The organism is Streptomyces sp. CB00316 (genome assembly GCF_001905595.1).
GTDB lineage: Bacteria > Actinomycetota > Actinomycetes > Streptomycetales > Streptomycetaceae > Streptomyces.
The window spans coordinates 704,297-721,206 of record NZ_LIXI01000002.1; the positions used below are offsets into that span (position 1 = coordinate 704,297).

The window sequence follows — 16,910 nt, forward strand, 5'->3', positions numbered from 1 at the left end:
GTAACGTGACACTGATGAATGTGACAATGTCCAGCGGCTACGTCAAGGGGTGTGCACGGCCCTGTGGACAACTCAGGGCCGGGATATGGCCCCCAGGCACCCGGAGCCCGGAACTCCTCCTTCGCGGGGTCCCCCTACGGGGCCGTACGCCTGGAGTCTGATGCCGATCCAGCCGTCAGGGCTGACGATCCCTGTGGCCCGCGCCACTACCGTCATATCCGTGACTGCCGTTATCGCTACCGAAGCCCTGAGCAAGCGGTTCCCCCGGGTGACCGCGCTCGACCGGCTCACGTTGGACATCGGACCAGGTGTGACCGGTCTGGTGGGTTCCAACGGAGCCGGCAAGTCCACGCTGATCAAGATCCTTCTGGGTCTCTCCCCCGCCACCGAAGGCCGGGCCGCGGTGCTCGGGCTCGATGTGGCGACCAGCGGTGCCGCCATCCGGGAGCGGGTGGGGTACATGCCGGAGCACGACTGCCTCCCGCCCGACGTGTCGGCCACCGAATTCGTCGTGCACATGGCCCGCATGTCGGGGCTGCCGCCGACCGCGGCCCGTGAGCGCACGGCGGACACGCTGCGCCACGTCGGCCTCTACGAGGAGCGCTACCGCCCCATCGGCGGCTACTCGACCGGCATGAAGCAGCGGGTGAAGCTGGCCCAGGCCCTGGTCCACGACCCCCAGCTGGTCCTCCTCGACGAGCCGACCAACGGCCTGGACCCGGTCGGCCGCGACGAGATGCTCGGCCTGATCCGCCGCATCCACACCGACTTCGGCATCTCCGTCCTGGTGACCTCGCACCTCCTGGGCGAGCTGGAACGCACCTGCGACCACGTCGTCGTCATCGACGGCGGGGCCCTCCTGCGCTCCAGCTCCACCAGCGACTTCACTCAGATCACCACCACCCTCGCGGTCGAGGTGACCGACAGCGACACCCACCCCGACGGCACCGACGCCCTGCGCCGGATCCTCACGGAGGCCGGGGTCGCCCTGGTCGGCCAGGACGGGCTCGACGCGGAAGGGCTGCCGGGCGCGGGCCACATCCTGCTGGTCGAGGCCACCGGCGAGGAGACGTACGACCTGGTCCGCGACAGCGTCGCCGGGCTCGGGCTCGGCCTCGTCCGCATGGAGCAGCGCCGCCACCACATCGCCGAGGTCTTCCGTACCGAACAGGGCGCGGCGGGCGCCCCCGCCGTCCCGGCCCAGGCCGCCACCGCGGGAGCCGGGGCCGGTGCCGTACCGCAGGCCACCACGCCTGCGCCGTACCAGCAGAAGGGGAGCGGTCGCGATGAGCACTGAGACCGGCACCGCGACCGGGCGCGACACCTCCCGGATCCACAACATCGGCTACCGCTCCTACGCCGGCAGGCGGCTCGGCCGGGCCTACGCCCGCCGTTCCCTGTACTCGCAGACCCTGCGCGGCTCCTTCGGACTCGGCCGTTCCGCCAAGTCCAAGGTGCTGCCCATGCTGCTGTTCGGTGTGATGACCCTGGTCGCGGCGATCCTGGTGGCCGTCTCCATGGCAGCGCCGGACGCCACCAAACTCGTCGTCAAATACACCTCGTACGCGATCTACCTGCAGGCGGTCATCGGCCTCTTCATCGCCGCACAGGCCCCGCAGGCGGTCTCCAGAGACCTCCGTTTCAAGAGCGTCCCCCTGTACTTCTCGCGGCCGATCGAACGCGCCGACTACGTGCTGGCGAAGCTCGCCGCCACGGCGTCCGCGCTCTTCATCCTCACCGGGGCGCCGCTGCTCATCCTCTATGTGGGCTCTCTGCTCGCGAAGTTCGACTTCGTCGACCAGACCAAGTGGTTCGGCCAGGGGCTGGTGTCGGTGGCGCTGCTGTCCGTGCTGTTCGCCGGGCTCGGCCTGGTGATGGCCGCCCTGACCCCGCGCCGGGGCTTCGGCGTCGCCGCGGTGATCGCGGTGCTGACCATCTCCTACGGTGCCGTCTCGACGGTCCAGGCCATCGCCTGGGAGACCGGTTCGCCCGGGGCCGTGGAGTGGCTGGGCCTCTTCTCGCCGATCACGCTGATCGACGGCGTACAGACCGCGTTCCTCGGCGCCACCTCCGCCTTCCCCGGAGGGGAAGGCCCGGGGGCCGGTACGGGCGTGGTCTACCTGTTCGTTGTTCTCGCGCTCGTCGCCGGCTCGTACGCCGTGCTGATGCGCCGCTACCGGAGGGTCGGGCTGTGACCACCATCGAGATCGACCACACCTCCCGCTGGTTCGGCAATGTGGTCGCCGTCAACGACGTCTCCATGACGGTGGGCCCCGGCGTCACCGGACTGCTCGGCCCGAACGGTGCCGGAAAGTCCACGCTCATCAACATGATGGGCGGATTCCTCGCCCCCTCGACGGGGAAGGTCACGCTCGACGGGCAGCCCATCTGGCGCAACGAGAGCGTCTACAAGAAGATCGGCATCGTCCCGGAGCGGGAAGGGATGTACGACTTCCTGACCGGCAAGGAGTTCGTCGTCGCCAACGCCGAACTCCAGGGCCTGGGGGGAGCGGAGGCGCAGCGGGCGCTGGCCACGGTCCAGATGGAGTACGCGCAGGACCGCAAGATCTCCACGTACAGCAAGGGCATGCGCCAGCGCGTGAAGATGGCGTCCGCGCTGGTCCACGAGCCCTCGGCGCTGCTGCTGGACGAGCCGTTCAACGGGATGGACCCGCGGCAGCGGATGCAGCTGATGGAGCTGCTGCGACGGATGGGGGCCGAGGGCCGTACGGTCCTGTTCTCCTCGCACATCCTCGAAGAGGTCGAGCAACTGGCCTCGCACATCGAGGTGATCGTGGCGGGCCGGCACGCCGCATCCGGTGACTTCCGCAAGATCCGCCGCCTGATGACGGACCGGCCGCACCGCTACCTGGTCCGCTCCAGCGACGACCGGGCGCTCGCGGCCGCGCTCATCGCCGATCCGTCGACGGCCGGTATCGAGGTCGACCTGACCGAGAAGGCCCTGCGCATCCAGGCCGTCGACTTCGGACGGTTCACCGAACTGCTGCCGAAGGTCGCCCGCGAGCAGGGCATCCGGCTGCTGACCGTCTCCCCGTCCGACGAGTCCCTCGAATCGGTCTTTTCCTACCTCGTAGCGGCCTGAGTAGTGGCCTGAAAGGAGCTGTGCACCGTCATGTACGACCCCACAGTCGCCCGGCTCACCTACCGGGCCCTGCTCGGCCGGCGCCGGGCCGCCATCCTGTTCGTCCTTCCCGCGCTGCTGCTGCTCCTCGCGGCGGCGGTCCGGATGTTCGCCGGGGCCGATGACCAGGTCGCCGCCAACGTCCTCGGCGGGTTCGCCATCGCCACGATGGTGCCGCTGATCGGGGTGATCGCCGGAACCGGGGCGATCGGTCCCGAGATCGACGACGGTTCGATCGTCTACCTGCTGGCCAAGCCGGTGAAGCGCCCCACGATCATCTTCACCAAGCTGATCGTCGCCATCGCGGTGACCATGGTCTTCTCCGCCCTGCCGACCCTGCTCGCGGGGCTGATCCTGAACGGCAACGGACAGCAGATCGCGATCGCCTACACGATCGCGGCGCTGGTCGCCTCGATCGCGTACAGCGCGCTGTTCCTCCTCCTCGGCACGGTCAGCCGCCACGCGGTGGTCATCGGCCTGGTGTACGCGCTGGTCTGGGAGGCGCTCTTCGGCAGCCTGGTGCCGGGTGCGCGGACGCTCAGCGTCCAGCAGTGGTCCCTCGCCGTCGCCGAGAAGGTGGCCGGTCAGGGCATGGTCACCTCGGACGTGGGGCTGCCGCTCGCGACGGTCCTGCTGGCCGCCGTCACCGTGGCCGCCACCTGGTACGCGGGCCAGAAGCTGCGCGCGCTGAAACTGGCCGGGGAGGAGTGAGCCGGGCACGCTGACGCCCGGACGCCTTCCACGCAACCTCCGCCCCTCTTCGGGCGGGGGTTGTCGTATGTGCGGGACGGATGCGCGCCTGGCCGTACGTTTGTCGGGTCGTCGGGCGATGTCGCTGTGCGGGCCGCCCGGATCGGGAGTTGCCCCGCCGGCGTCGGCGGGGCAACTCCAGGAGCCCGGGCCGGTGCTCTGCCGGATGTCGGAGCGGCTGGACAGCCTGGACGGAGCCCCGCCCCCGAAGGGCTGGAACCCGCCCCGGCCGGGGGAAGGCCCTGCCCGCCACCGCTGTGGTCCAGCGGCGGCGGGCAGGGGCCACGCTCCTACGGTGGTCGAGCCGCCGTCAGCGGGGTGCGGCGAGGGAGCCCGTGCGGAGCAGCTCCTCCAGGACCACCGCGATCCCGTCGTGCTCGTTGGACGCGGTGATCTCGTGCGCCACGGCCTTCAGGGTGTCGTGGGCGTTGGCCATGGCCACGCCGTGCCGCGCCCAGCCGAACATCGGGATGTCGTTCGGCATGTCACCGAAGGCGATGGTGTCGGCGGCCTTCACCCCGAGCCGGCGGGCGGCCAGCGAGAGGCCGGTCGCCTTGCTCAGTCCGAGCGGGAGGATCTCCACCACGCCGGCGCCCGCCATGACCACGTCGACCAGATTGCCGACGGCCGCCCGCGCGGCGGTGGCCAGGGCGTCGTCGTCGAGGTCCGGGTGCTGGAGGTAGACCTTGTTCAGCGGGGCGGACCACATCTCCGTGTGGTCGTCCACGAAGACGTACGGGAGCGGCCCCTCCTGCACCCGGTAGCCCGGGCCGACGAGCACCTCCCCCTCCAGGCCGTCGCGGCTGGCGGCCAGCGCCAGCGGGCCGACCTCCGCCTCGATCTTGGAGAGCGCGAGCCCGGCGAGCTGCCGGTCCAGGGTCAGCGAGGTCAGCAGTCGGTGCTCGCCCGCGTGGTAGACCTGCGCGCCCTGGCCGCAGACGGCGAGGCCGTCGTAACCCAGGTCGTCCAGGATGTACCGGGTCCAGGGGACCGAACGCCCGGTGACGATGATGTGCGCGGCACCGGCCGCCGCGGCGGCGCCCAGTGCCTCGCGCGTGCGCTCGGAGACCGTGTCGTCCCCGCGCAGCAGGGTGCCGTCGAGGTCGGTCGCGACGAGCTTGAAGGGGAAGGTCACTTGGCGACCGGTTCCAGGACCTCGCGCCCGCCCAGGTACGGACGGAGCACCTCGGGGACCCGGACCGAACCGTCGGGCAGCTGGTGGTTCTCCAGGAGCGCCACGATCGTGCGCGGTACGGCGCAGAGGGTGCCGTTCAGCGTGGCCAGCGGCTGGACCTTCTTGCCCTCGCGCATCCGGACGGAGAGGCGGCGGGCCTGGAAGCTGTCGCAGTTCGACGCGGAGGTCAGCTCGCGGTACTTGCCCTGGGTCGGGATCCACGCCTCGCAGTCGAACTTGCGCGAGGCCGACGCGCCGAGGTCGCCGGTGGCGACGTCGATGACCTGGAAGGGCAGTTCGAGGCCGGTGAGCCACTGCTTCTCCCACTCCAGGAGCCTGCGGTGCTCGGCCTCGGCGTCCGCCGGGTCGACGTACGAGAACATCTCGACCTTGTCGAACTGGTGGACGCGGAAGATGCCGCGGGTGTCCTTGCCGTACGTCCCGGCCTCGCGGCGGAAGCAGGGGGAGAAGCCCGCGTAGCGCAGGGGCAGCTTGTCCGCCTCCACGATCTCGTCCATGTGGTACGCGGCGAGCGGCACCTCCGAGGTGCCGACCAGGTAGTAGTCGTCCTTCTCCAGGTGGTAGACGTTCTCCGCGGCCTGGCCGAGGAAGCCGGTGCCCTCCATGGCGCGCGGGCGGACCAGCGCGGGGGTCAGCATCGGGATGAAGCCGGCCTCGGTGGCCTGGGCGATCGCCGCGTTGACGAGGGCGAGCTCCAGGAGCGCGCCGACGCCCGTCAGGTAGTAGAACCGCGATCCGGAGACCTTGGCCCCGCGCTCCATGTCGATGGCGCCGAGCGCCTCGCCGAGCTCCAGGTGGTCCTTGGGCTCGAAGCCCTCGGCGCCGAAGTCGCGGATGGTGCCGTGCGTCTCCAGGACGACGAAGTCCTCCTCGCCGCCGACCGGCACGTCCTCGTGGACGATGTTGCCGAGCTGGAGGAGCAGTCGCTTGGCCTCGGCGTCGGCCTCGTCCTGGGCGGCGTCGGCCGCCTTGACGCCGGCCTTGAGCTGATCGGCCTTCTTGAGGAGCTCGGCGCGCTCCTCGGGGGTGGCCTTGGGGATCAGCTTGCCGAGCTGCTTCTGCTCGGAGCGGAGTTCGTCGAAGCGGACGCCGGACGACCTGCGCAGCTCGTCGGCGGAGAGCAGGGCGTCGACGAGCGCGACGTCCTCTCCACGGGCGCGCTGGGAGGCGCGAACACGGTCGGGGTCCTCACGGAGCAGGCGAAGGTCAATCACCCCCCCAGGCTACCGGTGCTCGGATCTCGCACTCGAACCGATATTGCCGAGCGCGTCACTTTGACCGAATTGCCGGAATTGATATTTCTGGGGGTGAATCGCGAGGTGCGATCCGGGGCTTGTGCCTTGGGCGTGCATCCGGGCCTGCGTCAATAACGGCGGTTAACTCCCCTGAATAGGGCAGAAGGTGCAGGCTCTCCTGACGTACGAGCCTTTGGCGGAGGGGGAGTTGAGGGCGCTCTCCCGTGCGTTGTCCACAGGAGGAGGTGTTTCGGAATAGTTATCCACAGGCTGTGAAGAAGTTCTGTGGATGATGGAACGGAATGTTCCGGGAGCTGGACGAAGACGCGCCGATCCCCTGTCCTCGCGGTCGAAACCTGCCCCGCACGCTCATTCGAGTGGCAATTCGTCGCTCTGGTGAGTTGATCAAGGGAATTCGCGCGACCCGGGAGGGCTCGCGCCGAGAGGTCCTCTGTGGACGCATCGAGGGCCACTGCGTTGATTTGTCGACGATGTCGCATTGGGGTGTCGACTTGTCCCCAGGTCGAGAAGCCGTCCTGTGGATAACTCTGTGGGTGGATGACTATCCGTAGGTAGGCCCACAGCGCAGCGCACAGGGCAACCTGGAACGGAGCGAGCGGAGCTGCCCGGAGCGGAGTGCTCCGCTCGGGGACGGGCCGCCGCCGACCACCGTCAGATCCGCCCGTCCTGGCTGCGCGCCAGCCAGTCGGAAGCCTCGGTGAAGGCGCTGTCCGAGGTGCCCGCCCGCAGCGGCCGGACCTCCTCGGCGGATACGCCCGCCCGCGGGTACGAACCGAGGAACCGCACCTTCGGGCAGATCCGCTTCAGCCCCATCAGGGCCTCCCCCACCCGCCGGTCCGCGATGTGCCCCTCGGCGTCCACGGCGAAGCAGTAGTTGCCGATCCCCTCGCCGGTCGGGCGCGACTGGATCAGCATCAGGTTGACGCCGCGCACCGCGAATTCCTGGAGCAGCTCCAGCAGCGCACCGGGGTGGTCGTCGCCCAGCCAGATCACCACGGACGTCTTGTCGGCTCCGGTCGGGGCGGACGGCCGGGCCGGGCGGCCCACCAGGACGAAGCGGGTCTGGGCGTTCTCCGCGTCGTGGATCTCCGTGACCAGCGGTTCGAGCCCGTAGGTGGCGGCGGCGAACTCACCGGCGAACGCGGCGTCGTAGCGCCCCTCCTGGACCAGCCGGGCGCCGTCCGCGTTGGACGCCGCCGACTCCCACGCGGCCTGCGGGAGGTGGGCCGCCATCCAGTTGCGCACCTGCGGCTGGGCGGCCGGGTGCGCGGTGACCGTCTTGATGTCCGACAGCTTGGTGCCCGGCCGCACGAGCAGCGCGAAGGTGATGGAGAGCAGCACCTCACGGTAGATCATCAGCGGCTCGCCGCTGGTCAGCTCGTCGAGCGTGGCCGTGATGCCGCCCTCGACGGAGTTCTCGATCGGCACGAGAGCCGCCGCCGCCTCCCCGTTGCGTACGGCGTCCAGGGCCGCCGGTACGGAGACCATCGGGACGAGCTCGCGGGTGGCGGCTTCCGGGAGCGTGCGGAGGGCGACCTCGGTGAAGGTGCCTTCGGGACCGAGATAGGCGTAGCGCGTGGCTGACATACGCTCACCCTATTGCGCCGTACGGCGGGGGCCTCGCCGTCTCAGAATCCGGTCGGGGCTGAGGAATCCGGTCGGGACCCGGCGCCCCCAGGCCCACGAGGCGCCCAGCTTCAGGGCGGGCCCCTGACGTGCCCGGCATCTCACGACTCCAGCAGCCGCTGTCCCACGTACTCGCCCTCCGCCGCCCCGCCCGGCACCGCGAACAGCCCGCTCGCCTCGTGCCGGATGAACGGCGACAGCGCGTCACCCCGGTCGAGCTTGCGCTGTACGGGCACGAACCCCTTGAACGGGTCGGCCTGCCAGCAGACGAAGAGCAGCCCGGCATCCGGGGTGCCGTCCTCCGAGATCCCGTCGTGATACGAGAACGGCCGCCGCAGCATGGCGGCCCCGCCGTTCTTCTCGGGGGAGGAGATCCGGGCGTGGGCGTGGTCGGGGATCAGGAGCCGGCCGTCCGGGCCCGCCTTGTCGAGGTCCATCGGCGTGGTCTCGCTCCCGCCGCTCAGCGGGGCCCCGTCGGCCTTGCGCCGCCCGATGACCCGCTCCTGCCGGTCCACCGGGAGCTTCTCCCAGTCGTCCAGCAGCATCCTGATCCGGCGGACGACCGCGTACGAACCACCCTCCAGCCACTCGTGCGGGGTGCCGGGGGAGGCCGGCACGAACACCCGGCGCTCGAAGTCCTCGTCGGCCGGCTTCGGATTGCCTGTCCCGTCGATCTGGCCCATCAGGTTGCGGGCGGTCATCGGGCGGGCCGTGGCCCCAGGGGTGCGGTTGAAGCCGTTCATCTGCCACCGCACCTTTACTGTTCCCGCGCCCTCCTTCTGTACGGCCCGCAGGGCGTGGAAGGCGACCAGGGCGTCGTCGGCGCCGATCTGCACCCAGAGGTCGCCGTCGGAGCGCCTGGCGTCCAGCTGGTCGGAGGAGAACGCGGGCAGCGGGTCGAGTCCGGCGGGCAGCCGGGAGGTGAGGCCCGTACGCGCGAAGAACGTACGGCCGAAGCCGAAGGTGACCGTGAGGGACGAGGGCCCCGCGTCCAGCGCGATGCCGGTGTCGTGGCCGGGCCCGTCCGCCGAGCCCGCCGCCGGGCGGCCCGCCATCAGCTCCCTCGCCACCGCCGACCAGCGCCGCATCAGGGCCACGGCCTCCTTGCGGCCCGCGCCCGCCACCAGGTCGAAGGCGACGAGGTGGCCCCGGGCCTGAAGCGGAGTGGTGATCCCCGGTTGATGTTTCCCGTGAAACATCGTCTCGGTGGAGCCGACGCTGGTCAGAGCGGTCGGCGGATCGGAGCGGGTCGCGGCGAACCCGGCCGCCCCGCCCGCCGCACCGAGCACCAGCCCGGTGGCACCCGCCGCGCCCACGCCGCCCAGCAGCCGTCGCCGCGAGACCCCGCCCACCGCGGGGTCCGGAGTCTTTTCGCCGTTCTCAGTCCTGCTCACGTACTCAGCCGATCTTCACGTTCTTGTCGATGGTGACCTGGTCGATGTCGGAGGTCCGTACCGTCACGTCGACCTTCCACTCCCCCGCCATCGGGATCTGGACGCCGCTCGCCGCCCAGTGCCCCTCGGCGAGCCGGTCCGGCACGACCGGCAACGGGCCGATCTCCTGCGCCTCCAGGGTGAGGGCCACCTTCAGCTCCGGGACGTCCATAGGCTTGCCGTCGCGGCCGTCGATCCACACGTGCAGCTCGTTGGAGCCGGTGCGCCCGGGGTCGATGTCGATCCGGACGGTCCCCTCGCCGTTCCGGCCGCCGGTGTCGAAGGGCATGCTCAGGTTGACGGGCCCCGCCGCCGGCACGGATGCCGCGGTGGAGGCGCCCTTGGCCTCCTCCTCCGTACGGCCCGGCTCGGTCGACGTCAGCATGGTGGTGACGGCCAGCAGGACCACGGCGATCGCCGCCTCGGCCAGGACCGAGCGGCGCAGCCCGGAACGCTCCGGGTCGGCGTCCCGTATCCGCTTCTTCTTCGTGGCGGTCAGGACGGCCTGCTGGCGGGCCAGTTGGGCGGCGCGGGCAGGGTCGACGTCGCCGGCGGTCTCCACCGGATCGGCCGCGTTTTCGGGAACCTGGGAAAAGTCCTCGGAAGCCCCGGAAGCCCCGGAAGCCCCGGAAGCCTCGGAAGCCCCGGAGGTCACGGGGACATCCGTCAGCAGCCCCGTCCACCGGCGCGAGAACCACGCCACGGCGAGCAGGAGGGCGATCAGTGCGACCTTGAGGATCAGGAGCTGCCCGTACCGCGTCCCGGTCAGCGCCGACCAGGAGCCGACCTGCCGCCACGACTGGTAGATCCCGGTGGCCGCGAGGACGAGGACGCTGCCGAACGCGACCCGGGAGAACCGCCGTACGGCATCGCTCCCGATGTCCGGCGTCCGGTACAGCGCCACCAGGAGCGAGACGAGCCCGCCGAGCCAGGCGGCGACGGCCAGCAGGTGCAACACGTCCACCGGCATGGCGACCCCCGCCTGGATGCCGGTCGAGGCGTGCTCGGACATGGCCCAGGTGGCGGCGATACCCGCCGCGACGACTCCGCCGCCGACGGCCAGGCCGAAGGTGAGGTCCTTCTTCTCGACGGCGTCCTCGCGTCGGGCGTACGTACCGAACAGGACGGCGATGAACAGGGCTGCCGCGCCGAGCAGCAGGAGCCGCGAGACGAGGGCGGCGCCCGGCTTGGTGTCCAGGACGGCCTGGAGCCCGTCCAGGTCGAAGGCGTCGGCGAACTTGCCGCTGCCGGTGTACGGGTCGCGCAGCAGCAGCATGAGCAGGGTCGCCGCGGTCAGGACGATCCAGCCGCGCACCACGACCCGCTGCATCGGCCGGACGGACGCGCCCCGGGGCCAGCAGCCCAGGACGAAGGCGGCGCCGCCCACGAGCAGGGTGAACCCGGCGTACGCGGCGTACCGCGCGATGCCGTAGACGGTGCCGACCGGGCCACCGCCCACCTCGTCGGAGGGCAGGGCCACGGTGGTCTCGGAGGGGGCGCCGATGGAGAAGGTGAAGGCGCCGGAGATGGGGTGGCTGTCGGCGGAGACCGCCTGCCAGGCCACCGTGTAGGTGCCGTCGGGCAGGCCGGAGTGGAGCTCGACGCCGTACCGGACGGTGGAGCCGTCGGACAGGTCCTTCGGCTCGGCCCCGGTGTCGGCGCGCTTGCTGCTGGGGTCCAGGACCCGGATGGACCCGTCGCCGACGGCGATCGCCTCGGAGAAGGTGAGGGTGACCTCCTTCGGCGCGGTGGCCACCACCGCCCCGTCCTGCGGGTCGCTCCCGGTGAGGGCGGCGTGCGCGGACGCCGGCCCGGCGCCGGCCAGCATCAGCCCGAACACCAGGCTGACGAGGGCGGCGACGAGCGCGGCGGCGGTGAACGGCCGCCGTATCGGGGACGCTCCGGGGCGCGGGGCGGTGGCAGTCATCACGGTCGGACCCTCACTGCTTCTTCGGGTTGTGGGTGGTTTCCTTCACCGGCAGGTCGACCGTGATGGGGCCGGCCTTCTCGAAGTGCAGCTCGACGGAGACCTTCTCGCCCTGCTTGGGCTTCTTCTTGAGATTCATGAACATGATGTGGTTGCCGCCGCGTTCGAGGTCGAGCTCGCCGTTGGCCGGCACCTCGAACGACGCGACCTCGCGCATCCGCTGGTTCTTCGTCTCGTGGATCGTGACGTCGTCGGAGAGCGGGCTGGTCACCGAGGTGAGCCGGTCGGCGGAGGACCCGCTGTTCTGTACGACGAGGAAGCCTGCGGCCATGTCGCTGACGGGCTGCGGCAGATACGCGCCGACGACCTTCAGCTCGGGCTCGTCGCTCCCGGTGGAGCACCCCGCCAGCGCCAGCCCCGTGGTGAGGGCGAGGACGCCGGCGAGGACCGTGCGGCGGTTCACGGGTTCTCCCCCTTGATCAGCTTGGGGAGATCCTTCGCGTACTCCTCGGCGGTGGTGTCCTCGCCGTACAGCACGTATCCGCCGTCCGTCTTCGGGGAGAAGGCGACGACCTGTGCCCCGTGCATCGAGACGGGCTTGCCGTTCTTGTCCTTCGTCGCCGGCTCGATGCCGATGCCGATCTGGCGCGCCCCCGCCTGGATGGCGGGGAAGTCGCCGGTGAGACCGGTGAAGGTGGGGTCCTGGGCCGTGAGCCACTTGCCGAGCGAGGCGGGGGTGTCGCGCTCGGGGTCGGTGGTGACGAAGACGACCTGGAGCCTTTCCTGGTCGGCCTTGGGCAGGTCCCGCTTGGCGATGGAGATGTTGCTCATGGTCAGCGGGCAGACGTCGGGGCAGTGGGTGTAGCCGAAGTAGATGAGCGTCGGCTTGCCCTTGGTCGCCTCGCGGAGGTCGTACTCCTTGCCGTTCGTGTCGGTGAGGACGAGGTTCGGCTTGGTGAACGGCTGGTCGAGAACGGTCGCGGCCCGGGTCTTCGGCGAGGCCTCGACATCGGCGACCGACGAGGAGCCCGCCTTGTCACCGCTGCTGCCGCAGGCCGAGAGGGCCAGTGCGGCCGCGGCGGCGAACGCCAGGGCTGTCACTGCTTTTCTGTTGCGCATGAAGGGGTGTCCTGAATGTGGTGCGGGTGGTGGGACCGGCAGGTCAGGCCGTACGGCGACGGCCTGACCTGGGCGGGTGGTCCGTACGGGGGCGGCCGGACCGGGTGGATCAGACCGTACGGCGGCGGCCGGCGAGCACGCCGAACGCGACGCCCGCGATGCCGATGAGGATGCCGATGATGCCCAGGGTGCGGGCCGTGGTGTCGCTGGAGGAGGACGCGGCGTGCGTCTCCTTCTTGTCGCCCTCCGCCGACGCGGCCTGGTCGTCGGCCTTGTGGTCGTCGTCGCCGGCCTGGTCGGCCGCGCCGCCGTGGTGGTCCTCGGTCGCGGCGGTCAGCTTCAGGACCGGGGCGGGGCTGTCGGGCTCCTCGCCGCCCTTGGGCTCCTCGATCCAGCGGACGACTTCCTTGTTGTCGTACGTCTGGATGGCCTTGAAGACCAGCTGGTCGGCGTCCTCGGGCAGCTGGCCGACGGAGACCGGGAACTGCTGGAAGTAGCCGGGCGCGATCTTGGAGCCGTCGGCGGTCCAGGTCACCTTGGTGACGGCCTCGGTGATCTTCCGGCCGTGCACCTTCAGGGGCTTGTCGAGCTTGCCCTTGGTGATCGCGATCTTCCAGCCCGGCACGGCCTCGGGGGTGACGGAGGAGAGCGGGTGGTCGGCCGGGAAGTTCACCTCGAGCTTGACCGTGGAGGCCTGGTCCCGCTCGTTGGGGACCTTGAAGTTGAGGGTGGCGTAACCGCCCTTGGCGGCCTCGCCCTGCGGCTGGACGCTGACGTGCGCGGCGGCGGGGCCGGCGAGCAGCAGGACGGTGGACGCGGCGACGCCGGCGGCGATGGCGATACGGGAGACATTGGTGGCGCTCATGGCAGGAATCACTCCACGGAGGAAGAGGAATACGGAAGAGGAAGACGGTGGTCCGGCGCGCGGGTGTGCGACGGCGGCACGACACCTCGTCCGGTCCGTGGGGAATCCGGCCATGTCCGCGAGAGCCGTCCATGAGGAACGGCCCGTTGTGCACGGTGATGGTCCGTACGGCGGTGGGCGCAGGTGTCGCGTCAGGCTGCGAGGGCGTACGCGGCCGGAGGCCCGCGCCTGATCACCAGGTGCTGCAGAGGGTCCCCGGTGGCGGGTGCCGGATCGTCGTCGGCCGTACGCAGGGCGCGCGGGCCGCTCGCGAGCTGCACACGCGCTCCGGCGCGCAGGGCGTGTACGAGCGCGAGCGCCGCGCGCAGGGAGCGCAGCCGGGCGCCGGCCGCCAGTGCCTGGGCGCCGTACGCCGAGAGCCGGGCCAGCCGGAAGAGGGCGGCCTCGCCGCGCCGCAGCAGCCAGCCGGCGGCGAGCGCGGCCAGCAGGTGGGCCAGGAACATCGGCAGGCCCGGCAGCAGTGCGGCCACCGAGGCGTACGCCGCGCCCATGCCGGATCCACTGTCCGCAGCCGCCGCGGTGGCGGCTCCCGACGCGAGGTGGCTGTGGCCCGCGACCGTGGAGGGGTCTATGCCCGCCGTCGTGACGATGCGGTGGGCGTCGGCGGCGTCGATCTGCGCCGGCCCTGCACCGCACACCAGCCCGGCTGCGAACCGGATCAGCGGGCTCTCGCCGCTGCCCGGGGTCGCGGCGGCGGCGACGGCCTGAGCGCTGCCGTGGCTGCCGTACGCGAAGAGGACGTGCAGGGCGACCTGTCCGCCCGCCAGCGCACCCGCGATCGACGGCAGGGAGCGTTCCCGTCCGGCGAGGGCCGAGGCCACGGCGAGGACGCCGAGGAATCCGGCGAGCAGGGTCCACGCGGGGACGGGCGCCCCGGCGGCGAACGCGTGCCCCGCCGCGGACAGCACGACGCAGACCGCGGTGAACACCGCGGCCCTCATGAGCCGCAGACCGGCTCCGGCGTGTGCGACAGGCGTGGACATGGCCGGAACATCATCGCACTGCGCACCCTCTCGCGGTACGGCAGGTCCGGAAGTTCAGCCTCCGTCCCCAAGCGTGAGTCTCCGTCCGCAAAGTGCGCTTGTTGTGGCTGTTGGCGGGGGATGTACGGACTGTGGACGCACCGCTCCCGGAACCCGCCCCCGCCCGCCGCCTCCGCCGGGGTGGTCCCCGGGGCGGCCATACACCGGTGCGCGGAATATCCGCGTCCGCCGAATGAGGGCTCTCACAGCCGATCCGTGCTTACGAAGTGCCTTGTGCGGCAATACGTATCAGTACGTCGAGCCGCAGCCAGGAGGCTGGAGCATGAGCATCTGGTGGTCACTCCATTTGCGGCGCGAAGCTGCGAGCGTTCCGCTCGCCCGTCGTTTTCTGCTCGGCACCATGGAAACCGCGGGGGTGGATCCGGACATCTCCTTCGACCTCTCGGTAGCGCTCAGCGAAGCCTGTGCCAACGCCGTCGAACACGGCGGCGACCGGTCGGGCCTGGCGGAGCACGGGGATCGCGGAACCGAGAGGGCGCCGGCGGACTCCGGGCAGTACCGGGTCACGGCCTATCTGGACGGCGAGAAATGCCGTATCGAGGTGGCCGACTCGGGGCCGGGCTTCCCCGCCCGGCGCGCGCTTCGCCCAGCCGCGCACACCGAACACGCGGAGCACGTCGAGCGGGCTCAGCAATCGGAGCACGTCGAGCGGGCCCAGCAACCGGAGCAGGTCGAAAAGACGCAGCACCCGGGATTCGTGGGCGCGCAGCCCACGTTCGCCCCCTACATCCCGTGCGTCGCCGAGAGCGGCCGGGGGCTGGACCTCATCGAGCAGCTCGCCGACCACGTCCAGTTCGGCAACCGGCCGGGCCGGGGCGCGGTGGTCAGCTTCGACAAGGTCCTGAAATGGCGGGAGGGCGCGCTGCTCATGGTGTGAGCGGCGCGCCCTGTCATCAGGCGGAAGAGGGTCAGTCCTTCAGCTGAGCCATCCAGGCCTCGACCTCGTCGGCCCGGCGGGGCAGCTTGTCGGACAGGTTCCGGTTGCCGTCCTCGGTGACGAGGATGTCGTCCTCGATCCGGACGCCGATGCCGCGGTACTCCTCGGGCACGGTCAGGTCGTCGGCCTGGAAGTAGAGGCCCGGCTCCACGGTCAGGCAGACACCCGGCTCCAGGATGCCGTCGACGTACGCCTCGGTGCGCGCGACGGCGCAGTCGTGGACGTCCATGCCGAGCATGTGACCGGTGCCGTGCAGGGTCCAGCGGCGCTGGAGGCCGAGCTCCAGGACCTTGTCCACGGACAGGTCGCCGAGCAGGCCCCACGCGACGAGCTTCTCGGCGAGCACGCGCTGCGAGGCGTCGTGGAAGTCGCGGAAGGCGGCACCGGGCTTCACGGCGGCGATGCCCGCCTCCTGGGCCTCGTACACCGCGTCGTAGATCTTGCGCTGGAGCGGGGAGAAGGTGCCGTTGATCGGCAGGGTGCGCGTCACGTCGGCGGTGTAGAGCTCGTCGGTCTCCACACCCGCGTCCAGGAGCAGCAGCTCGCCGGCGCGGACGGCGCCGTCGTTGCGGACCCAGTGCAGGGTGGTGGCGTGCGGTCCGGCGGCGCAGATCGAGCCGTAGCCGATGTCGTTGCCCTCGATGCGGGCGCGCAGGAAGAACGTGCCCTCGATGAAGCGCTCGCTGGTCGCCTCGGCCTTGTCCAGGCTCCTGACGACGTCCTCGAAGCCGCGCGCGGTGGCGTCGCAGGCCTTCTGCAGCTCGGCGATCTCGAAGGCGTCCTTCACGAGGCGGGCCTCGGAGAGGTAGACGCGCAGCTCCTCGTCGCGTTCGGCCGTGACCTTGTCGGTGAGGGCGGCCTCGATGGACGCGTCATGACCGCGCACGTTGCGGACCGGGCCGGTGGCCTCGGCCAGTGCGGCGGCGATCTCGCGGACGTCCTTCGCGGGGATGCCCAGCAGCTGCTCGGCCTCGGCGAGGGAGTGGCGGCGGCCGACCCACAGCTCGCCCTGGCCGTCCAGCCAGAACTCGCCGTTCTCCCGGTTCGACCGGGGCAGCAGGTAGATCGTGGCCTGGTGGCCGCTGTCGCCGGTCGGCTCCAAAACGAGGACGCCGTCCTGGGTCTGGTCACCGGTGAGGTACGCGTACTCGGTGGAGGCGCGGAAGGCGTACTCGGTGTCGTTGGAGCGGGTCTTCAGGTTGCCCGCGGGGATGACCAGGCGCTCGCCGGGGAAGCGCGCGGAGAGCGCGGCGCGGCGGGTGGCGGTGTGCTCGGCCTGGGCGATCGGTTCGAGCCCGTGCAGCTCGGTGTCGGCCCAGCCCGACTTCATGTTCTCGGCGAGCTCCTCGGAGACGCCCGGGTACAGGCCGTTCTTCCGCTGCTTGATCGGCTCCGCTGCCTCGTTCTCTTCGGTCTCCTGCTCCGGGGTCTCCGGGATGAGCTCCTCAGACACGATGTGACTCTCCTTGATACGACACTGGACCACCACCCATCGTACGGGCGTACGGAAGGGGGCCCAGGGCCGAAGGACCTGTTACCGGGCCTGGTGCTCAGCGG

General features: G+C 70.9%; 15 protein-coding genes. 5 read left to right on the plus strand and 10 right to left on the minus strand.

From position 1 onward, the window contains the following. The first annotated feature begins 160 nt into the window (after positions 1–160). The 4 genes from AMK21_RS07220 to AMK21_RS07235 are packed head-to-tail and all read left to right on the plus strand — an operon-like array spanning position 161 to position 3,853. The gene (locus AMK21_RS07220; RefSeq protein WP_234421853.1) at positions 161–1,297 is read left to right on the plus strand and encodes an ABC transporter ATP-binding protein; all 1,137 of its coding nucleotides are present in this window, start codon (positions 161–163) and stop codon (positions 1,295–1,297) included. Continuing rightward, positions 1,287–2,195 carry an ABC transporter permease gene (locus AMK21_RS07225; protein WP_073875264.1) on the plus strand — a complete coding sequence of 303 codons (909 nt, stop codon included), beginning with the start codon at positions 1,287–1,289 and terminating at the stop codon, positions 2,193–2,195. Before AMK21_RS07220 ends, AMK21_RS07225 begins: the two co-directional genes overlap by 11 nt. Further along, a complete protein-coding gene (locus tag AMK21_RS07230) occupies positions 2,192–3,103 on the plus strand; it encodes an ABC transporter ATP-binding protein (RefSeq protein WP_073875266.1) in 912 nt (303 codons plus the stop codon). The genes AMK21_RS07225 and AMK21_RS07230 overlap by 4 nt, the downstream gene beginning before the upstream one ends. Before the next feature lie 30 nt (positions 3,104–3,133). Further along, positions 3,134–3,853, plus strand: coding sequence for an ABC transporter permease (locus tag AMK21_RS07235; protein ID WP_018513726.1), 720 nt, complete (start codon positions 3,134–3,136; stop codon positions 3,851–3,853). Between the two features lie 349 nt (positions 3,854–4,202). Here the strand turns inward: AMK21_RS07235 and AMK21_RS07240 are convergent, their stop codons facing one another. From AMK21_RS07240 to AMK21_RS07280, 9 genes are all read right to left on the minus strand, one after another. Beyond that, positions 4,203–5,027, minus strand: a complete 825-nt coding sequence (locus AMK21_RS07240) for an HAD family hydrolase (RefSeq protein WP_073875268.1) — start codon at positions 5,025–5,027, stop codon at positions 4,203–4,205. Continuing rightward, positions 5,024–6,301, minus strand: coding sequence for a serine--tRNA ligase (serS, locus tag AMK21_RS07245; protein WP_073875270.1), 1,278 nt, complete (start codon positions 6,299–6,301; stop codon positions 5,024–5,026). Before serS ends, AMK21_RS07240 begins: the two co-directional genes overlap by 4 nt. A gap of 693 nt (positions 6,302–6,994) precedes the next feature. Continuing rightward, the gene (gene pheA, locus AMK21_RS07250; RefSeq protein ID WP_018513722.1) at positions 6,995–7,930 is read right to left on the minus strand and encodes a prephenate dehydratase; all 936 of its coding nucleotides are present in this window, start codon (positions 7,928–7,930) and stop codon (positions 6,995–6,997) included. Positions 7,931–8,070: 140 nt separating this feature from the next. Then, on the minus strand, positions 8,071–9,363 hold the full coding sequence (gene efeB / locus AMK21_RS07255; protein WP_073875272.1) for an iron uptake transporter deferrochelatase/peroxidase subunit: 1,293 nt from the start codon (positions 9,361–9,363) through the stop codon (positions 8,071–8,073). A 4-nt stretch (positions 9,364–9,367) separates the two neighbouring features. Next, a complete protein-coding gene (locus AMK21_RS07260) occupies positions 9,368–11,329 on the minus strand; it encodes a copper resistance CopC/CopD family protein (RefSeq protein ID WP_073875274.1) in 1,962 nt (653 codons plus the stop codon). A gap of 13 nt (positions 11,330–11,342) precedes the next feature. Next, on the minus strand, positions 11,343–11,792 hold the full coding sequence (locus AMK21_RS07265; protein WP_073875276.1) for a copper chaperone PCu(A)C: 450 nt from the start codon (positions 11,790–11,792) through the stop codon (positions 11,343–11,345). Continuing rightward, entirely contained in the window at positions 11,789–12,448 is a 660-nt protein-coding gene (locus AMK21_RS07270; protein ID WP_073875278.1) for an SCO family protein, read from the minus strand. Before AMK21_RS07270 ends, AMK21_RS07265 begins: the two co-directional genes overlap by 4 nt. Positions 12,449–12,557: 109 nt before the next feature. Continuing rightward, positions 12,558–13,313, minus strand: coding sequence for a YcnI family protein (locus AMK21_RS07275; protein WP_073875280.1), 756 nt, complete (start codon positions 13,311–13,313; stop codon positions 12,558–12,560). A 191-nt stretch (positions 13,314–13,504) separates the two neighbouring features. Continuing rightward, the gene (locus AMK21_RS07280; RefSeq protein ID WP_073875282.1) at positions 13,505–14,356 is read right to left on the minus strand and encodes a hypothetical protein; all 852 of its coding nucleotides are present in this window, start codon (positions 14,354–14,356) and stop codon (positions 13,505–13,507) included. Positions 14,357–14,678: 322 nt separating this feature from the next. Here AMK21_RS07280 and AMK21_RS07285 point away from each other — a divergent pair, with 322 nt between their 5' ends. Beyond that, positions 14,679–15,293, plus strand: a complete 615-nt coding sequence (locus AMK21_RS07285; RefSeq protein ID WP_073875284.1) for an ATP-binding protein — start codon at positions 14,679–14,681, stop codon at positions 15,291–15,293. A 31-nt stretch (positions 15,294–15,324) separates the two neighbouring features. Here AMK21_RS07285 and AMK21_RS07290 read toward each other — a convergent pair whose 3' ends face one another. Then, positions 15,325–16,806, minus strand: a complete 1,482-nt coding sequence (locus tag AMK21_RS07290; RefSeq protein ID WP_073875287.1) for an aminopeptidase P family protein — start codon at positions 16,804–16,806, stop codon at positions 15,325–15,327. Positions 16,807–16,910 lie beyond the last annotated feature (104 nt).

What these genes read in the sequence shown, in the direction of transcription:
- AMK21_RS07270 (WP_073875278.1), bottom strand. Translation starts at nt 12,448, where the DNA reads ATGCGCAACAGAAAAGCAGTGACAGCCCTGGCGTTCGCCGCCGCGGCC.
- AMK21_RS07275 (WP_073875280.1), bottom strand. Translation starts at nt 13,313, where the DNA reads ATGAGCGCCACCAATGTCTCCCGTATCGCCATCGCCGCCGGCGTCGCC.
- AMK21_RS07285 (WP_073875284.1), top strand. Translation starts at nt 14,679, where the DNA reads ATGAGCATCTGGTGGTCACTCCATTTGCGGCGCGAAGCTGCGAGCGTT.
- AMK21_RS07260 (WP_073875274.1), bottom strand. Translation starts at nt 11,329, where the DNA reads ATGACTGCCACCGCCCCGCGCCCCGGAGCGTCCCCGATACGGCGGCCG.
- AMK21_RS07225 (WP_073875264.1), top strand. Translation starts at nt 1,287, where the DNA reads ATGAGCACTGAGACCGGCACCGCGACCGGGCGCGACACCTCCCGGATC.
- AMK21_RS07220 (WP_234421853.1), top strand. Translation starts at nt 161, where the DNA reads ATGCCGATCCAGCCGTCAGGGCTGACGATCCCTGTGGCCCGCGCCACT.
- AMK21_RS07280 (WP_073875282.1), bottom strand. Translation starts at nt 14,356, where the DNA reads ATGTCCACGCCTGTCGCACACGCCGGAGCCGGTCTGCGGCTCATGAGG.
- pheA (WP_018513722.1), bottom strand. Translation starts at nt 7,930, where the DNA reads ATGTCAGCCACGCGCTACGCCTATCTCGGTCCCGAAGGCACCTTCACC.
- AMK21_RS07235 (WP_018513726.1), top strand. Translation starts at nt 3,134, where the DNA reads ATGTACGACCCCACAGTCGCCCGGCTCACCTACCGGGCCCTGCTCGGC.